This window comes from Rariglobus hedericola, from assembly GCF_007559335.1.
In the GTDB taxonomy this organism is placed as follows: Bacteria; Verrucomicrobiota; Verrucomicrobiia; order Opitutales; family Opitutaceae; genus Rariglobus; species Rariglobus hedericola.
On the sequence record NZ_VMBG01000001.1, the window covers coordinates 1595133 to 1610589 of the forward strand.

11 protein-coding genes are annotated in these 15457 nt (G+C 60.9%); 4 read left to right on the forward strand and 7 right to left on the reverse strand.

What is annotated here, in order from left to right:
* Positions 1 to 16: 16 nt before the first annotated feature.
* A complete protein-coding gene (locus tag FPL22_RS07025; protein WP_144229384.1) occupies positions 17 to 856 on the reverse strand; it encodes a hypothetical protein in 840 nt (279 codons plus the stop codon).
* 254 nt (positions 857 to 1110) lie between these two features.
* On the opposite strand from FPL22_RS07025, the gene FPL22_RS07030 reads away from it, so the two are divergent.
* A complete protein-coding gene (locus tag FPL22_RS07030; RefSeq protein WP_162525223.1) occupies positions 1111 to 2634 on the forward strand; it encodes an adenylate/guanylate cyclase domain-containing protein in 1524 nt (507 codons plus the stop codon).
* 184 nt (positions 2635 to 2818) lie between these two features.
* On the forward strand, positions 2819 to 4543 hold the full coding sequence (locus tag FPL22_RS07035; RefSeq protein ID WP_144229386.1) for a methyl-accepting chemotaxis protein: 1725 nt from the start codon (positions 2819 to 2821) through the stop codon (positions 4541 to 4543).
* Positions 4544 to 4573: 30 nt separating this feature from the next.
* Here FPL22_RS07035 and thrC read toward each other — a convergent pair whose 3' ends face one another.
* Genes thrC through serA form a run of 5 tightly spaced genes read right to left on the reverse strand, consistent with a single transcriptional unit; the run spans position 4574 to position 10837 of the window.
* A complete protein-coding gene (gene thrC / locus FPL22_RS07040) occupies positions 4574 to 5935 on the reverse strand; it encodes a threonine synthase (protein ID WP_144229387.1) in 1362 nt (453 codons plus the stop codon).
* Positions 5936 to 5943: 8 nt separating this feature from the next.
* Positions 5944 to 7161, reverse strand: a complete 1218-nt coding sequence (locus FPL22_RS07045; RefSeq protein ID WP_144229388.1) for an aspartate kinase — start codon at positions 7159 to 7161, stop codon at positions 5944 to 5946.
* A 20-nt stretch (positions 7162 to 7181) separates the two neighbouring features.
* Positions 7182 to 8489 carry a homoserine dehydrogenase gene (locus tag FPL22_RS07050; protein WP_144229389.1) on the reverse strand — a complete coding sequence of 436 codons (1308 nt, stop codon included), beginning with the start codon at positions 8487 to 8489 and terminating at the stop codon, positions 7182 to 7184.
* The gene (gene plsY / locus FPL22_RS07055) at positions 8486 to 9202 is read right to left on the reverse strand and encodes a glycerol-3-phosphate 1-O-acyltransferase PlsY (RefSeq protein WP_144229390.1); all 717 of its coding nucleotides are present in this window, start codon (positions 9200 to 9202) and stop codon (positions 8486 to 8488) included. The genes FPL22_RS07050 and plsY overlap by 4 nt, the downstream gene beginning before the upstream one ends.
* Positions 9203 to 9250: 48 nt before the next feature.
* Complete coding sequence (gene serA / locus FPL22_RS07060) at positions 9251 to 10837, reverse strand: phosphoglycerate dehydrogenase (protein WP_144229391.1); 1587 nt, start codon at positions 10835 to 10837, stop codon at positions 9251 to 9253.
* A 248-nt stretch (positions 10838 to 11085) separates the two neighbouring features.
* Here serA and FPL22_RS07065 point away from each other — a divergent pair, with 248 nt between their 5' ends.
* Entirely contained in the window at positions 11086 to 11682 is a 597-nt protein-coding gene (locus FPL22_RS07065; RefSeq protein ID WP_144229392.1) for an HD domain-containing protein, read from the forward strand.
* A gap of 78 nt (positions 11683 to 11760) precedes the next feature.
* Here FPL22_RS07065 and dgt read toward each other — a convergent pair whose 3' ends face one another.
* On the reverse strand, positions 11761 to 13029 hold the full coding sequence (dgt, locus tag FPL22_RS07070) for a dGTP triphosphohydrolase (protein ID WP_144229393.1): 1269 nt from the start codon (positions 13027 to 13029) through the stop codon (positions 11761 to 11763).
* A 49-nt stretch (positions 13030 to 13078) separates the two neighbouring features.
* Here dgt and FPL22_RS07075 point away from each other — a divergent pair, with 49 nt between their 5' ends.
* Positions 13079 to 15448: a S9 family peptidase gene (locus FPL22_RS07075; RefSeq protein ID WP_144229394.1), complete on the forward strand. Its 2370-nt coding sequence runs from the start codon at positions 13079 to 13081 to the stop codon at positions 15446 to 15448.
* The last annotated feature ends 9 nt before the right edge of the window (positions 15449 to 15457 follow it).

A 15457-nucleotide genomic window follows, 5' to 3' on the forward strand; every position in this document is an offset into this window, starting at 1 on the left:
GTAACCGGCCTCCAGATCAAACCGGCCGCTTGGCCATTTCCTCGATGCGGGCGAGATTCGCCTCCACCGCGTCCAGGTAGGGATTGCTGCCATCGGCTTGGCCCAGCATCCGGTAAATACCAGCGTAGTCTTTTTCCAGTTTGGGCAGCGCGAAATTATTCCAAAACGCCGTCGTCTTCGCCATCAGCTCCTGGGCTGATCGAAACAGGCGGCTCTCAAACGGCACGCGGCTGAAATTAGCCGACTCTTCAAACTCTTCGAAAAGTCCGGGCAGTTTCGACGGATAATCGGGGTCGGCCATCTGACCGAGATAATCGGCCGTCGCGACCATGAAACCGGCCTGGCGTTCGTAGTCGTTACGAAACTCGATCTGGCTGATCTGGCTGTTGACCCCGGTGCAACGAATCGCGTTCAGCACGCCGTCGATCTCGCTTAACGTGCAACCGAGTTCGGGCAGTGAAGCCGCCGCGAGTGCGCAGCTGCGAAACACATGGGACGAAGTGTATTTGGCCCCCGTGCCCGAAAGATCATCGCGCATCTTCAGGTAACCGCTGTCGTGCAAAAGAATCGCCGCGTAACCGAGCGAAAATTCACGCGCGGTGAACACCGGCTTCGCCCCGTGCCGCACCCGTCCTTCGGCCAAATCGATGAAGCACTGCGTCGCGAGCAACGTATGCTCCAGCGTGTGATACTTCATGTCGGCCTTCTGGTAAGCCGGATGCCGGCCTTCAAAAAGTTTTTCAACCAATGCCGAGACGGATTCCACCAGCGCCGTGGATGCCGACGGAGAAATCTCCAACACGTGCGCCTTGGCCGCCGCCACCGTCGAAGAAACCGTGCAGTATTGGGAGAGCATGTCGGTGAATAAGCGAAAACGCCGTTTGTGCAAACCGGCAGGCGTTCCGGAAACCCAAGCGAATCAAGGACTGGAATAGGTTCGCAAGGTCAATTCTCGCCGGCCCGAACCAGCCCGCTTGGTATTTTTCATACCATTACATCGTTTTTACCTCATGAGACCGTTTCATCCGGCAACCCCACTTAAATCGAAGGCCAGCCTTGATGTCCCCGCCGTGCATTACCACGGTGCGTCATCCGCAAATCGATTTCGCCATGGATTCCCTCGCTCATTTGACCGCGCCGGACGCACGCCAGTCTTTCATCAAACTACCGTGGTGGCGCCGCTTTGATTTTCGTATCGCCGCGATTCTCGTCGGCACTTCGAGCGTCATCATCGTCCTCGTCGGTTTGTTTGCCTACCAGTCCATCGTAAACACCCGGCTGGATCTTTTTGAGAAACGCCTGCGCATGATCGCAGTCACGCTTTCCGAAACGATCAATACCGACGAACTCGCATCCGTGCCCGCGAGTGCCGATCAGCACACTCCGGTCATCGCCTCCCTCTGGCGCCGGCTCAAAAACATCGCCGACGCGGAACCGGGCATCGAGTCCATCTACATTCTTCAGGCCACGGAAACTCCGGGTAAACTGCGCTTCCTGCTCGATGCGTCCAAGGTCAGCCGCATCGCGCAAACCGGCGAACTCTACGACGCAACCGAACTGCCCTTCATGTTGCAGGGCTTCGAACGTGTATCCGTCGAAGATCGTGTCTACGGCGACGATTTCGGCCAGACCCAGTCTTCCTACGCTCCGCTGAAAACGTCCGATGGCCGGGTCATCGGCATCATCGGCGTGGATGTGCTCGCACTGCGTCTCGCGGAAATCCGCTGGCAGGTCGTGCGATTCTGCGCCGCCGTGTTCGGCATCGCATTCATCGCGGTCCTCGTGATCACGATGGTTGTGCGTCGTCAGGTTCGGCAGCCGCTCGCCCGCGTGCTGGAAGCCGCCTCGGCCATCGCCGCCGGCAAGCTCGATACCCGCCTCCACGCGCCGTCGCGAGATGAATTCGGCCTGCTGGCCGACGAGTTCGACACCATGGCGAGCCACCTGCGCGACCGTGAACGCCTGCGCGAAACCTTTGGGCTTTATGTGAGTCGCGAGCTGGCCAGCGCCCTCATGAAGGATGGCAAGCTGCCCGCGCTCGGCGGCGTCGAATGCGTGGCCACGGTCATTTTTTGCGACCTGGGCAACTACACGCGCATCAGCGAGGCGTTCTCCCCGCAGGAAGTCATTTCACTGATCAACGAATACCTCGCCGCGATGTGCACGATCATCGAGGCGCACCGCGGATGCCTGCTCGATTTCACGGGCGACGGCATCATCGCCGGCTTTGGTCTGCCCCTGCCCGATCCCGATCACGCCCACAACGCCGTGCAATGCGCGATCAAGATGCGCCAGCGTCTCACCCAGCTCAATGGCGAGTGGGAAGCCCGCGGCCTCGCCGCGCGCTGGCAGGTCATCGGCGTCGACCGCATCGAGGCACGCATGGGCATCCACACCGGCCCGCTCGTGGCCGGCAACATCGGCAGCTCCTCCCGCATGAAATACTGCGTCATGGGCGACACCGTAAACATCGCCGCCCGCCTCGAAGAGATGAACAAGGATTTCAACTCCACGATCCTGCTCAGCGATCAGGTAAAAATCCGCGTGCCCTCCGCGATGACCGATACCTTCGCCGACTACGGCGTGGTCAACATCCGCGGACGCGTGCAGGCCGTCGGAGCGTATAGCGTTTAAGCCCGCGTCTCCGACCCGACAGTTAGTTGGAAAACAGCCAGGTCCGACCTCGATCTGACGGTCAGTAACCACTCAAGCCGGTCCGTTTTTGCGCCGATAGTAAGGACGCACTGTGGAATCAGCACTTCCTTCACGCTCCCGGCGTGTCGGGAATGCGCGGGCACATGCACCCCAATCTCCCAACATGAATGTTAACCAAAAAATCTGGATCGGCTTCGGCAGCGTTCTTTTGCTCATCGGCCTTGGCTCCACGGTTTCCTACCTGAAATCCAGTGAGGCAGAACAGAGCAGCTCCCGTCTCGTGAAGGTGGACATCGCCGAATTCAGAGCCGCGAAATTCGCCGATGAAGAGATCTCGATGGCACGGCTCTATGAGCAAAAATTTGCCGGCACGCGCGACGAGAAATGGGTTCAACAGCTGAATGCCCGGACCGATTCCGTTAAGCAGAACATGCTCTCTTTGAAAGCGGTGACGACCAATACCGCCCACGCAGCGACCGCCGACGAGATTATTGTCGCGACCGACAAATACACCGCCCTGTTTGCCCGCTATCACGAATTCATGGTGAAACGCGGCCTCACTCCCGACACCGGCTATGAAGGCCAGCTGCGCACTGCCGTTCACGCCGTGGAATCCAAAGTCCGCGATCAAGGGCTGGCCGACCTGACGGTCATCATGCTCATGGTTCGGCGCCACGAAAAAGACTACCTCCTGCGTAGCGATCCCAAGTATCTCACCGAGATCGATGCCCGCATCACGGAGTTCACGAAAACAATGGCCGAACTAAACCTGCCCGCCGACTTGCAGTCCGACATCAATGCCAAGTGGACCGCCTACGCCGATGCGATGCGTAAACTCGTGGAGACCGAGCAGGCGGCACTCAAAACCAGTGCGGATCTCACCATCGCCGGCGACAAGGTCGAAGAACTCGTCGGAAAACTGGCCGCATCCAGCACGCAGTCCATCGACGCAACCCAGGCACTGACGCTGAGCACTCTCGCCGGCGGACGACAGACGGTGGTCACCATCGGCTTAGGATCCGGCATCATTGGTGCAGCCATGGCGGTGTGGATCGCGTTCAGCCTGAATTCCCTCAATCGAAGCATTCACAATGCAACCCGGCGCATCGACAACGGCTCCGGCGAAATTCTCTCAGCCAGCCAGCAACTCTCCAATTCCAGCCAGACACTTGCCCAAGGCTCATCCGAGCAGGCGGCCTCGCTCGAGGAAACCAGCGCCTCGCTGGAAGAAATCTCATCGATGACCCGCCGCAATGCCGACAGCGCCAACCGCGCCAAGGAATTGACCGCCCAGACCGTGGCTGCTGCCGACAACGGCACGCTTGAGATCAATCAAATGAAAGTCGCTATGGACGACATCAAAGCCTCCTCGGACGACATTTCGAATATCATCAAGACCATCGATCAAATCGCCTTCCAAACCAACATCCTCGCACTTAACGCTGCGGTCGAGGCGGCGCGTGCCGGCGAAGCCGGGGCTGGATTTGCCGTGGTGGCCGACGAGGTCCGCAGTCTTGCCCAACGCGCCGCCCAGTCGGCCCGCGAAACCGCCGAGAAAATCGAGAACTCCAAACGCAAGAGCGACCATGGCGTGAGTATCTCCCAAAAAGTATCCATCTCATTTCTTGAGATCGTTACCAAGGCACGTGAAGTCGACAGCCTCGTCGCGGAAATTGCACAGGCATCCAACGAACAATCCACGGGTATTTCACAGGTTAACTCATCCGTGACTCAAATCGACAAGATTACCCAATCCAACGCCGCCGCCGCCGAAGAAAGCGCCAGCGCGTCCGAAGAACTCAACGCTCAGGCGACCATGCTCAAGTCCACTGTCGGCGACCTCCTCAGCGTAGTCGGCGGCTCGGCCATGGCGAACGCCACAGCGTAACCACGGCACTTCGGGGGCGAAAATCGCGAATCAGACCGCATTCGCGTCGATGAAGGCGCGGATCGCGCCGGCATCGGCCTTCAAGAGGTGCTTCTTCAGCGGACGCTGCTTGAGCGCCTCCAAGCTCGGATCCTTCGGCTCCACGCCGATCGCGGAGATGATCGTGTCGGGGAACTTCGCCGGGCTCGCCGTGGCCAGCACGAGGCTAGGACGATCCTTGGACAAATCAGCAAACGCACACGCCGTGTGCGGATCCACGACGTAACCATACTTCTGATACACGTCTTTGATGATGCTGGGAATCTGCGCATCACTGCAGCGCGAGGCGCTAAACGTGTCGCGGTCGAAGTTTTCGAATTTGTAGCCGCCGGTTTTTTTGAAGGTCTCCATGACCTCGCGAACCTTCGCGGAATCACGGCCGATGCTCAGATAAAGGAAGCGCTCAAAGTTGCTCGAAACCTGAATATCCATCGACGGCGCGAGCGAGGGCGCGACCGCCGACACGCGGTAATCGCCCGTCGTGAACAGGCGGTAGAGAATGTCGTTCTGGTTGGTGGCGACTTTGAAGCTGTGGATCGGCACACCCATTTTCTGGAGCGTCCAACCGGCGAGCACGTTACCGAAATTACCGGTCGGCACCACAAACTCGGTCTCGGCTCGCGTCGCAGCCGGAAGGCGCAGATAGGCGTAGAGATAGTAAACACACTGGGCCAAAACGCGGGCCAGATTGATGGAGTTCACCGCCGAGAGACGGTGGCGTGTGCGGAAATCCTGATCGGCAAACAGGTCCTTCAACGCGGCCTGCGCGTCGTCGAACGAGCCGTCGATCGCGAGGGCGTAAACGTTGTCCGCGCCGGTGCAGGCCATCTGGCGCTCCTGGAGCGGAGACGTGCGGCCGTCCGGGTAGAGAATAAAAATCGCGGTGCCGGGTTTGCCAAGCAGACCGTGGATCGCGGCCGAGCCGGTGTCGCCGGACGTGGCACCGAGAACGTTGATCGTCTGTCCGCGCGTGGCGCACTGGTGTTCGTAGAGATTGCCGAGGAGCTGGAGGGCGAAGTCTTTGAACGCGAGCGTGGGGCCATGAAAGAGTTCGAGGACGGAGGTGCGCTCATCGAGTTTGATGATCGGCGCGATGCGCGGATCGGAGAACGTCGTGTAGCTCTTGGCGATGATCGCACGGAGGACGGACGGCTCGATGTCGGTTGCGAAGAGTTTTAAAAACTCAAAGCACAGCTCCGCGTAAGGCAGCGGTTCGAAGCGAGCCAGGTCAGCCGCGGAAAACTGCGGGAGTGTCTCGGGCAGGTAGAGGCCGCCGTCCGGCGCAAGGCCGGTGGCGACGGCGTCGGAGAAGCCGAGAGGAGGAGTTTGTCCGCGTGTGCTGACGAAGCGCATGCTCGGAATCAGAGCTTCTCAAGTTCGAAGGCGGCGTGGGCGACGCGGGCGGCTTCCTCGGCCTTCGACTTGTCGATCACGACGGAGATTTTGATCTCGGAGGTGCTGATGAGCTCGATGTTGATCGAGGCATCAGCGAGCGCCTGGAAGAGCGTGGCGGCGACGCCGGAGTGCGTCTTCATGCCAACGCCGACCACGGAGAGCTTGGCGATGTTTTCGTGGATCGCGACCTGGCCGCCACCGATGGCGTCGAGGACGGGCTCAAGAGTCTTCTGGGCCTTGGCGCTGTCGGTAAGAGGAACGGTAAAGGTGAGGTTCGCGATGCCGTTACGGCCCACGTTCTGCACGATCATGTCGACGATGATACTGGCGTCGGCGAGGGCACGGAAGACCTTCGCGGCGGAGCCGGGTTTATCAAGGATGTTGGAGACGATGACCTTGGCCTGGTCCTTGTCGACGGCGACGCCGCGCACGACGACTTTTTCCATGTAGGCGATTTCCTGTTTCACGATGGTTCCTGGGTTGTAATTAAATGAGGAGCGGACTTCGAAAACGACGCCATACTTGGCGGCGAATTCCACGGAGCGGGACTGCATGACCTTCGAGCCGGACGAGGCCAGCTCGAGCATTTCGTCGTAGGAGATTTCCTGGAGTTTCTTGGCATCTTTCACGACGCGGGGATCGGCGGTGTAAACGCCATCCACGTCGGTGTATATCTCGCACTTGTCGGCCTTGAGGGCGGCGGCGAGCGCGATGGCGGTGAGGTCGGAACCGCCGCGGCCGAGCGTGGTGATCTGACCCTCTTCGTTGATGCCCTGAAAGCCGGCGACGATGACCACTTTGCCGGCCTTGAGGTCGGCCTCGATGGGCTTGGCGTTGATCGTTTTGATCTTGGCCTTGGTGTGAACTTTGTCGGTGAAGATACCGGCCTGCGCTCCGGTGTAGGATACCGCGTCGGCGCCGACGCCGTGCAGGGCCATCGCGGTGAGGGCGATGGTTTCCTGTTCGCCGACGGAGAGGAGCTGGTCCATCTCGCGCTCGCTGGGATTCGCGCAAAGCGCCTTGGCGCGGGCGATGAGTTCGTTGGTCACACCGGCGCGGGCGGAGACGACGATGACGAGCTCGTTGCCTTCGTCGCGGATCGCCTTGATGCGTTCGGCGACCTTGCGGATGCGTTCGACGTCACCAACCGAGGTGCCGCCATATTTTTGGACAATTCTGGCCATGGGTTTTTGGAAAGGAAAAATCAGCCTGCGAAGTCGGCGATGCGGATGAGGACGGGTTCGCCGAGCACGCTGGAAAGTCGCTTGAGGCGGGAAACGGTGGCGCGGATCGCCTTCTCGTTGGCCTGATGGGTCGTAAGGATGAGCGAGGCGGCGCCGGCCGTTTCGCTGGGGCGCTGCAACACGCTGCTGATGCTCACGTCGCAGCCGGCCGTGGCGCTGGCGATCTTGGCCAGCACGCCGGGCTCGTCCTTCACCTCAAGACGCAGGTAGTAACGACCGGTGATGCGTTGCAACGGCGTGAGCGACGCACGCGTCTCAACCGGCTCCGGCAGATGCGTGTTGCCGCGATTGAGCAGAATCACGGCGTCCGCGATGTCACTGATCACCGCGCTCGCGGTCGGATCCTGACCGGCGCCACGGCCGATGTAGACGGTTTCACCCACGACGTCGCCGGTGACGGAGATGCCGTTGTAAACCTCGTTCACATTCGCGAGCACCTTGGTCTTCGGAATGAGTGTCGGATGGACGCGCACAAAAACTTCGCCGGTGTCGGCCTCGCGCGTGATGACCGCGAGCAGCTTGATCGCGTAGCCATTTTCACGGGCAAAAGAAAGGTCGGCCTGCGTGATCTGCGTGATGCCCTCGACGAGCATCTTCTCGGTGGGCACCCAGGTCCCGTGCGCGAGAAACGCGAGAATGGAGGCCTTGTGCGCGGTGTCCCAACCCTCGACATCGAGCGCCTCATCAGCCTCGGCGTAACCCAGTTCCTTGGCCTCTTTGAGGATCACCGGATACGACAAGCCCTCGCGCTCCATGCGCGTGAGAATGTAGTTACAGGTTCCGTTGAGGATGCCGTAGATGAGCTTGAAACGATTCGCGACCAGACCCTCGCGCAGGGCCTTGATGATCGGGATGCCGCCGGCAACCGAGGCCTCGAAGAAAAAGTGTCCGCCGTGCTTGCGGGCGGCGGCGAAGATCTCGGGGCCGTGTTTACAAAGGAGCGCCTTGTTGGCGGAGACCACGGTCTTGCCGGCCTTGAGCGCGGCGATCGTGACCTGGCGGGCCAGCGTGGTGCCACCGATCAATTCGCACACGATGTGGATCGAGGGATCGGTCGCGATGGAAAGCGGATCAAGCGTGAGCGCGCCGGCCGAGACGCGCACGGTGCGCTTTTTCTTGAGATCGCGAACGGAGGCGCGCGCGAGGTTGAGCGTGACGCCGAGACGCGACTCAAGCGCGACGCGGTTGGAGTCGATGTGCTTCCACACGCCCTGACCGACAGTGCCGAGGCCGCAAATACCGATATTGATCGTGGAGAGAGTGCTCATGATTGGGCGGGAGTGTCGGAGGAAACGACGGCGGATTTTTTAACGAAACGGTTTTCAGTGCCGCTCAGCAGGCGCTTGATGTTGGCGCGGTGCAGAATGATCACGAAGGCGCCGATGACGGCGGCAAGAATCACGACGAGCGTGTGCTGCTTGAGAAAAAACGCGGCGACCGGCATGGCGATGGCCGCGAAGATCGAAGCGAGCGACACGTAACGTGAGGTGTAGAACGTCGCCAGCCACACCGCGAGGGCGATGAGCGTGACGACCGGCATCAGCACGATGAAACCGCCGGCGGAGGTCGCGACACCCTTGCCACCTTTGAATCGCGTGAAACACGAGAAGCTGTGACCGAGAACGGCAAACAGCAGGCCCGTGACGGCGACCGGGATGACGAGATCGGGGGTAAGGACTTTGACGTTGGCGGTGAAGACGGTCCAACCCGCGGGGTCTTTCACCGAGGCAGCCGCCTGGTGTGCGGCCCATTTGGCGAGCAGCAACGGCCAGCCGGCAGCTAACGCGCCTTTCACTGCGTCGAGCGCGAAGACGGTGTTGCCCGCCTTCTTGCCAAGGACGCGTTTCACATTGGTCGCACCGGGGCTCTTGCTCCCGTGCTCGAAGATGTTGATGCCATACGCGCGCGCCACGAGGTAGCCGAAGGGAATCGCTCCCAACAGATAACCCGTGACGGCCGCGATGATGAGGGGGATCAACATGAATCGAATTCGGCAAAGGCGCGTTGTCCCCAACGCGCCTTGCGCTCTTTAGAGCTGGATGAACTTGGCCTGCTTGATGGCCGGATTGTCCTTGAGCGCCTTGCGGGCGGCTTCACTCGGCTCGGTGTCCACGCGCACCACCATGTAAGCGGTGCTGCCGGGCGTGAGGCGCGAGAGGGACATGTCGGCGATGTTAACCTTGTCGTTGCCGAGCAGCATGCCGACGGCGCCGACCATACCGGGCTGGTCGATATTTTCGAGAACGAGGAGTTTACCCTCGGCGGCGACTTCGACCTCGCGGCCGTTGATGCCGACGATGCGGGGTTCGTTGGTCTTGCCGAGGATGGTGCCGGAGGCGCTGAACACGGCACCGGTCAGATCAACTGCCTCGACGGTGATCAACTCCGAGTAGTCGCAGGATGCGCTGCTCTTAATGACCTGCGCGTCGATACCAAGGCGCTGGAGGACGATGGGCGCGTTGACGGTGTTAACCGAGTCGCTGATCTGGCGGAGGTAGCCGCGCTGAATGGAACGGGTGATGGCGTTGGCATCGAGGTCCACGATCTTGCCGGCGTAGGTGATGCGCAGCGAAGCGATCTGCTTCGGAGCGATCTGCTGAACGAGCGTGCCGAGCTTGGTGCCGAGGTCGATGTAGGGCGCGAGGAGCTTGGCGGTGGCGGCATCAACCGAGGGAAGGTTGACGGCGTTGCGCACGGCGCCGCTCACGAGGAGGTCGGCGATCTGCTCGGCAACTTCGATGCCAACGGTCTCCTGCGCTTCGGCGGTGGAAGCGGCGATGTGAGGAGTGAGAATGATGTTCGGAGCGGAACGGAGTTCGCTATCCTTGGGAAGCGGCTCGGTCTCGTAAACGTCGAGACCGGCGGCGCCGACCTGGCCACTCTTGAGGGCGGCGACGAGGGCTTTTTCGTTAACGATACCGCCACGGGCGCAGTTGACGATGCGGACGCCCTTCTTGCACTTCGCGAGGGCGGCCTCGTCGAGCATGTTGTTGGTCTCGTCCGTCAAGGGCATGTGAACCGTGATGTAATCCGAGCCGGCGAGAAGTGCGTCGAGCGTGACGGACTCGACCTGCATGGCGCTGGCGCGGGCGGGCGTCAGGTAGGGATCATAAGCGAGAACCTTCATGCCGAAAGCCTGCGCACGCTTGGCGACCTCGCTGCCGATGCGGCCGAGACCGATGATGCCGATGTTTTTGCGGAGCAGCTCGACGCCGCTGAGGGTCTTGCGATCCCAGTTGCCGGCCTTCATCGAGGCGGCGCCTTGGGCGATCGGACGGGCGCAGCAGAGAATATGCGTGAACGTGAGCTCGGCGGTCGAGATGGTGTTGCCGGCCGGGGTGTTCATGACGATCACACCGCGCTCAGTGGCGGCATCGACATCGACGTTGTCCACGCCTACGCCGGCGCGGCCGACGACCTTCAGAAGAGGAGCGGCCTCGATGACGGCGCGGGAAACCTTGGTTTCCGAGCGCACGGCGATGGCATGCACGTCTTTGACAAGCTCAAGGACCTGCTCCGGAGTGGAGCCGTAAGCCTCAATGACTTCAAAGCCCGGCTGCTGACGCAGGTAGGCAACTCCCTTGGGTGAGATCTTGTCGGCGACGAGGATTTTCATGGGAAAATAGCCCGCAATCGAAGAGCCCCCCGCCCCGGCAAGCAAGGAAAAGGTTGCCCCCTCCCCTTTCCCCGCCGTATCGCCCGAAATCACCCTCGAACACGGCCCGTTTGTAACTTATTAAGTTACAAACTGGTTTTCGAATACCTTCGGGCGACCTCGACCAACCTCGATCAATCTCAAATCAGGCAGATCCTCAGCCGAATCGAAACTCGCCAACGTTTGGGTCGCGCGGCATTCGTGCGGACATGTCTACGCATGCGCGGCTGGCGCAACAGATCCGGTTCATTATCGAGGTCGACAAACTCAAGGAGGTCTTCCGCCAAACGCTCCTCACCCAAAGCCGCCGCCAGGAAAATGATGCAGAACATTCCTGGCACTTGTGCCTGATGGTGATCGTGCTCGCCGAACACGCCAACTCACCCGAAATCGATGTCCTGCGCGTGCTTAAAATGCTCTTGATTCACGACATCGTCGAAATCGACGCCGGCGACACGTTTGCCTACGACACCGCCCGCATGGCCGACCAACATGAGCGCGAAGCCTTGGCCGCCGACCGGATTTTCGGGCTGTTACCCGCCGACCAAACGTCGGAGTTCCGCGGCTTATGGGACGAATTTGAAGCCAAGGAGACCGCCGAGGCCAAGTTCGCCACGGCCATCGACCGGTTTCAACCCGTGTTGCAAAACTGCCTGACCGAGGGCGCCGCATGGCGTCAGCATGGCGTGACCAGCGACCGGGTCATCGCTCGCAATCAGCACATCGCCGACGGCGCGGCCGATGTCTGGACCTACGCCGCCCAGATGATCGCCGACGCCGTTAAGGCCGGTCACCTGCCCGCGTAATTCAAAAAAACCGGTGCGCATCCGCATCGTGCACGGCCAACATCCGGCTCAGCCCAACTCACTTCGGTTCGACTCGGCTCAGCTCAAATCTCGAATCGACCCGAAGTCGGGATCGTTGAGTCGTTTGTAAGTCCGCACGATCAGCCCGTCGGTCAGGCCCGCGAGCCAGTCGCAGATGCGACGCGCTTTGCCGGCGACTTCCGTTTCCGCGTCGACCAACCGGCCAACGCGTGGCGGCAGGATGTTGATCACCCGCGCGCCTTTATCGACGTAGTTATTCCACGACGACTCCCACAAACTGAAGAGAACCTTGCGGGCCTTGTGTTCGATTTGCTGGAGCTGCGGGCTCTCGAAAATAATGTCGTTGGCCATCCTCTTAAAGAACTTCGCCTCACGCATCGCCTCGGGCGCAATCACCAGATCGAAAGCATAACGGTGGGTCTTCGCCGCCATGAAATTATCACGCGGACGCAGACGGCACGCCGTGATGAAGCCGCCAATCTTGCTCGCGAAAACCGCCTCCAGTTTATCACCGCGGATCGCATTGATGAGCGTTTCGAGATGCCGCTGCTGCTCCGCATCGATGCCCTCCGACGCCGCCCAGCTTTCGATGCGATCAATGGTCAGAAACCCGGCTTTCACCCCATCAACGATGTCATTGAGTGAGTAGGCAGCATCGTCCGCCCAATCCATGATCTGGCATTCGACGCTCTTGAAACTGTTCAGCGCCTCGCCCTCGTGCAAAGCCGGCGGAATCGCCGCGCCGCCAAACACGAAATCGCGATAAGTTCCCTGCGGATCGTAGAGAAAATGATTCTGCGGCGACTCGGGAAACTCACTGTAGAGCTTCTTGTATTTGAGCACGCCATCGAGCAACGCACGCGTCGGCAGCATGCCGCGCACGCTGGACTCATTTTGATACATCGTCTCCGTAAGCAGGTGCAGCGTCTGCGCGTTGCCCTCGAAACCACCGTGCGGCTGCATCAACTCCTGCAACGTGCGTTCGCCGGAATGCCCGAACGGCGGATGCCCCAGATCGTGCGAGAGACAGACCGCCTCGACCAGATCGCTATCAATGTAGAAATCCGGCGCCAGCGGTTCGCCGCGCGAGAGCAGATAGTTGCAGATCGAGCGGCCGATCTGCGCAACTTCCATCGAGTGCGTCAGCCGCGTGCGGTAGAAATCGTATTCGCCCGACAGAAAAACCTGCGTTTTCGACTGAAGTTTCCGAAAAGCGTGCGCGTGGATCACGCGATCACGGTCAATTTGGAACGCCGTGCGATAGTCGCTCTTACGCACGCCACCCCACGCCTCCTCGTCAAAAGAACTATAAAAACGATTCGTCATGGTTTGAGAATGGAAACGTTTTCCAAGTTTGGCAGTCTGCCAATCCTATATGCGTTTCCCGTTTACCCCGATCTGGGCGTTCGCGTTGCTTTGCACCGCGCTCATCGCAGAGCCCATTGACACATTGATCACGGCCAGCGACCTGCTCAAAATCTCCTATCCCGCCTCTCCGGTCATCTCGCCCGATGGCCAAAAAATCGCCTACACGGTGCGCACGATGGAAGCGCCGGACTCCGGCGACATCGCCTATCGCAACCGTCTCTGGCTGGCCTCGGTCGATGGTGACATCGCCCCCCGCGAGTTGTTGGCCGCCGGCACCAATGCGCACCAACCCGCCTGGCATCCTTCGGGTGATCGCATCGCCTACGTCCGCCCCGAAGCTGACGACCGCGCCCGCATCTGGGTGCTCCCGCTCAACGGAAGCGACGCGTATGCCGTGACGCCTCCTCTGCGCGATGCCGCCACGCCCCTGTGGTCGCCCGACGGCACCCGCCTGCTTTTCACCGCCACCGTCACCTACGACGAAGTCAAAACCTCCCTCGAAAAAAACAAATCCGCCGTCACCTCGCCCGCTTGGGCACTCGAAAAGCCCGCGCTGCCCCCCGCCCCGCCCCAACCCGTTGACCCGAAAACCGCCGCGAAACCTGACGCCAAAAAACCCGCTCCCGCCAAACCCGTTCCGCCCCCAGCGCCTCCCTCACCGGACGGCACACTCACCGACCGCCGCTCATGGCTCTCGTTAAACGAAAACCGCGATAACCCCGCCGTCAGTCACCGGCTCGATCTCACCACCAGCCCTGATGCCGACGACCACCCGCGCTTCACCCACCTCTTTGTCGTCGAACGCGCCGGCGCCGCCCCCATCGACCTCACTCCGGGTTACCGTTCGCATACCCACGCCACGTGGTCGCCCGATGGCAAAACCATCGTGTGCAACGGCCCGTCGAGCGACACCGAGCACCCCGATCGTATCAACACCACCCAGCTCTTCATCTTGAACGCCGACGGCACGGGCTTCCGTCCGTTGCTCGCATCCGACGACTATTCCCTCGATTACCCCGTGGTTTCGCCTGACGGCACCCAAGTCGCCTTCACCGCCCAACCCGACAAAGATCCCGCTGATCTTAGCTACGGTCAGACGCGCATCGCCACCGCCAGCCTCGACGCTCCCAAGCTGAAGCTGCTCACCGAAAAATTCGACCGTTCCGCCGACCGCCCGCAATGGTCTGCCGACGGCAAGTTCCTCTACTTCACCGCCGAAACAAACGGCGGCCTCGCCCTTCATCGCATGGCCTCCTCGGGCGGAAACCCCGAGCGTATCACCTCTACGGATACTTGGGTCAGCAGCTGGTCGGCCGGCAAAGACGATCTCGCGATGGTCATCGGCCGTTCCACCAACCCCGGCGAACTCTATCGCACCCGCCTCACCGGAAAATCCTCACGCATTCTCACCTCCCACAACAGCGAATGGCTGCGTGACAAAAAAACGTCCTCCCCCGAGCGCCGGAAACTCAAACAACCCGACGGCACCGAAATCGAATACTGGGTCGTAAAACCACCCTACCTCGAAGGCGGTTTCTATTATCCACTACTCGTCATGGTTCACGGCGGCCCCGCTTCGATGTGGGGACCGGGCAATCCTTCCGTGTGGCACGACATCCAGTTTTTCGCCGCGCGTGGCTACGGGGTGGTCTATGTGAATCCCCGCGGCTCCTCCGGCTACGGCGCCAAATTCCAACGCGCCAGTTTTCAAAACTGGGGCCCCGGCCCCGCCGGCGACGTTCTCGCCGCGGCCACCGCGGTCGCCAAGGAAAACTGGGTCGATTCAGACCGCCAGGTCATCCTCGGCGGAAGTTATGGCGGCTATCTCACGGCGTGGATCATTTCCACCGATCAACGCTTCAAAGCCGCCGTCGCCGCCCGCGGTGTGTATGACCTGACGACGTTCCTCGGCGAAGGCGACGCCTGGCCGCTCGTGCCGTGGCATTTTGGCGGTTATCCGTGGCAGCCCGAAATTCGCAAACTCCTCGACGCCCAATCCCCCATTACTCGCGCCGACTCGATTCGCACCCCGCTGCTCATCAAGCAAAACGACGCCGATCACCAGACCGGCACCGCGCAAGGCGAGTTGCTCTACCGCAGCCTAAAAATCCTCAAGCGCCCCGTCGAGCTTGTGCGCTACCCGCGTGCCTCGCACAACCTCAGCCGCAGCGGCGAGCCTGCGCAGCGCATCGATCGTCTCGTTCGTTTCGACGAGTTCTTCCAACGCTTCATCGGCACACCCGCGCAGCCTATCCCTCTGCCGCCGATCCCGCCCGCGCCTTCCCCGACTCCGACCCCGCCACCGGCGTCCAAACCGCCCGAGGAAAAAGATAAAAAAGCTCCCGCCCCCGACATGATGATGATGTCCGGAAGTTAGTCTCCTTCA

Bases quoted from the DNA above. Each gene is read 5' to 3' on its own strand.
- FPL22_RS07025 (WP_144229384.1), bottom strand. From the start codon at position 856: ATGCTCTCCCAATACTGCACGGTTTCTTCGACGGTGGCGGCGGCCAAG.
- FPL22_RS07030 (WP_162525223.1), top strand. From the start codon at position 1,111: ATGGATTCCCTCGCTCATTTGACCGCGCCGGACGCACGCCAGTCTTTC.
- FPL22_RS07035 (WP_144229386.1), top strand. From the start codon at position 2,819: ATGAATGTTAACCAAAAAATCTGGATCGGCTTCGGCAGCGTTCTTTTG.
- thrC (WP_144229387.1), bottom strand. From the start codon at position 5,935: ATGCGCTTCGTCAGCACACGCGGACAAACTCCTCCTCTCGGCTTCTCC.
- FPL22_RS07045 (WP_144229388.1), bottom strand. From the start codon at position 7,161: ATGGCCAGAATTGTCCAAAAATATGGCGGCACCTCGGTTGGTGACGTC.
- FPL22_RS07050 (WP_144229389.1), bottom strand. From the start codon at position 8,489: ATGAGCACTCTCTCCACGATCAATATCGGTATTTGCGGCCTCGGCACT.
- plsY (WP_144229390.1), bottom strand. From the start codon at position 9,202: ATGTTGATCCCCCTCATCATCGCGGCCGTCACGGGTTATCTGTTGGGA.
- serA (WP_144229391.1), bottom strand. From the start codon at position 10,837: ATGAAAATCCTCGTCGCCGACAAGATCTCACCCAAGGGAGTTGCCTAC.
- FPL22_RS07065 (WP_144229392.1), top strand. From the start codon at position 11,086: ATGTCTACGCATGCGCGGCTGGCGCAACAGATCCGGTTCATTATCGAG.
- dgt (WP_144229393.1), bottom strand. From the start codon at position 13,029: ATGACGAATCGTTTTTATAGTTCTTTTGACGAGGAGGCGTGGGGTGGC.
- FPL22_RS07075 (WP_144229394.1), top strand. From the start codon at position 13,079: ATGCGTTTCCCGTTTACCCCGATCTGGGCGTTCGCGTTGCTTTGCACC.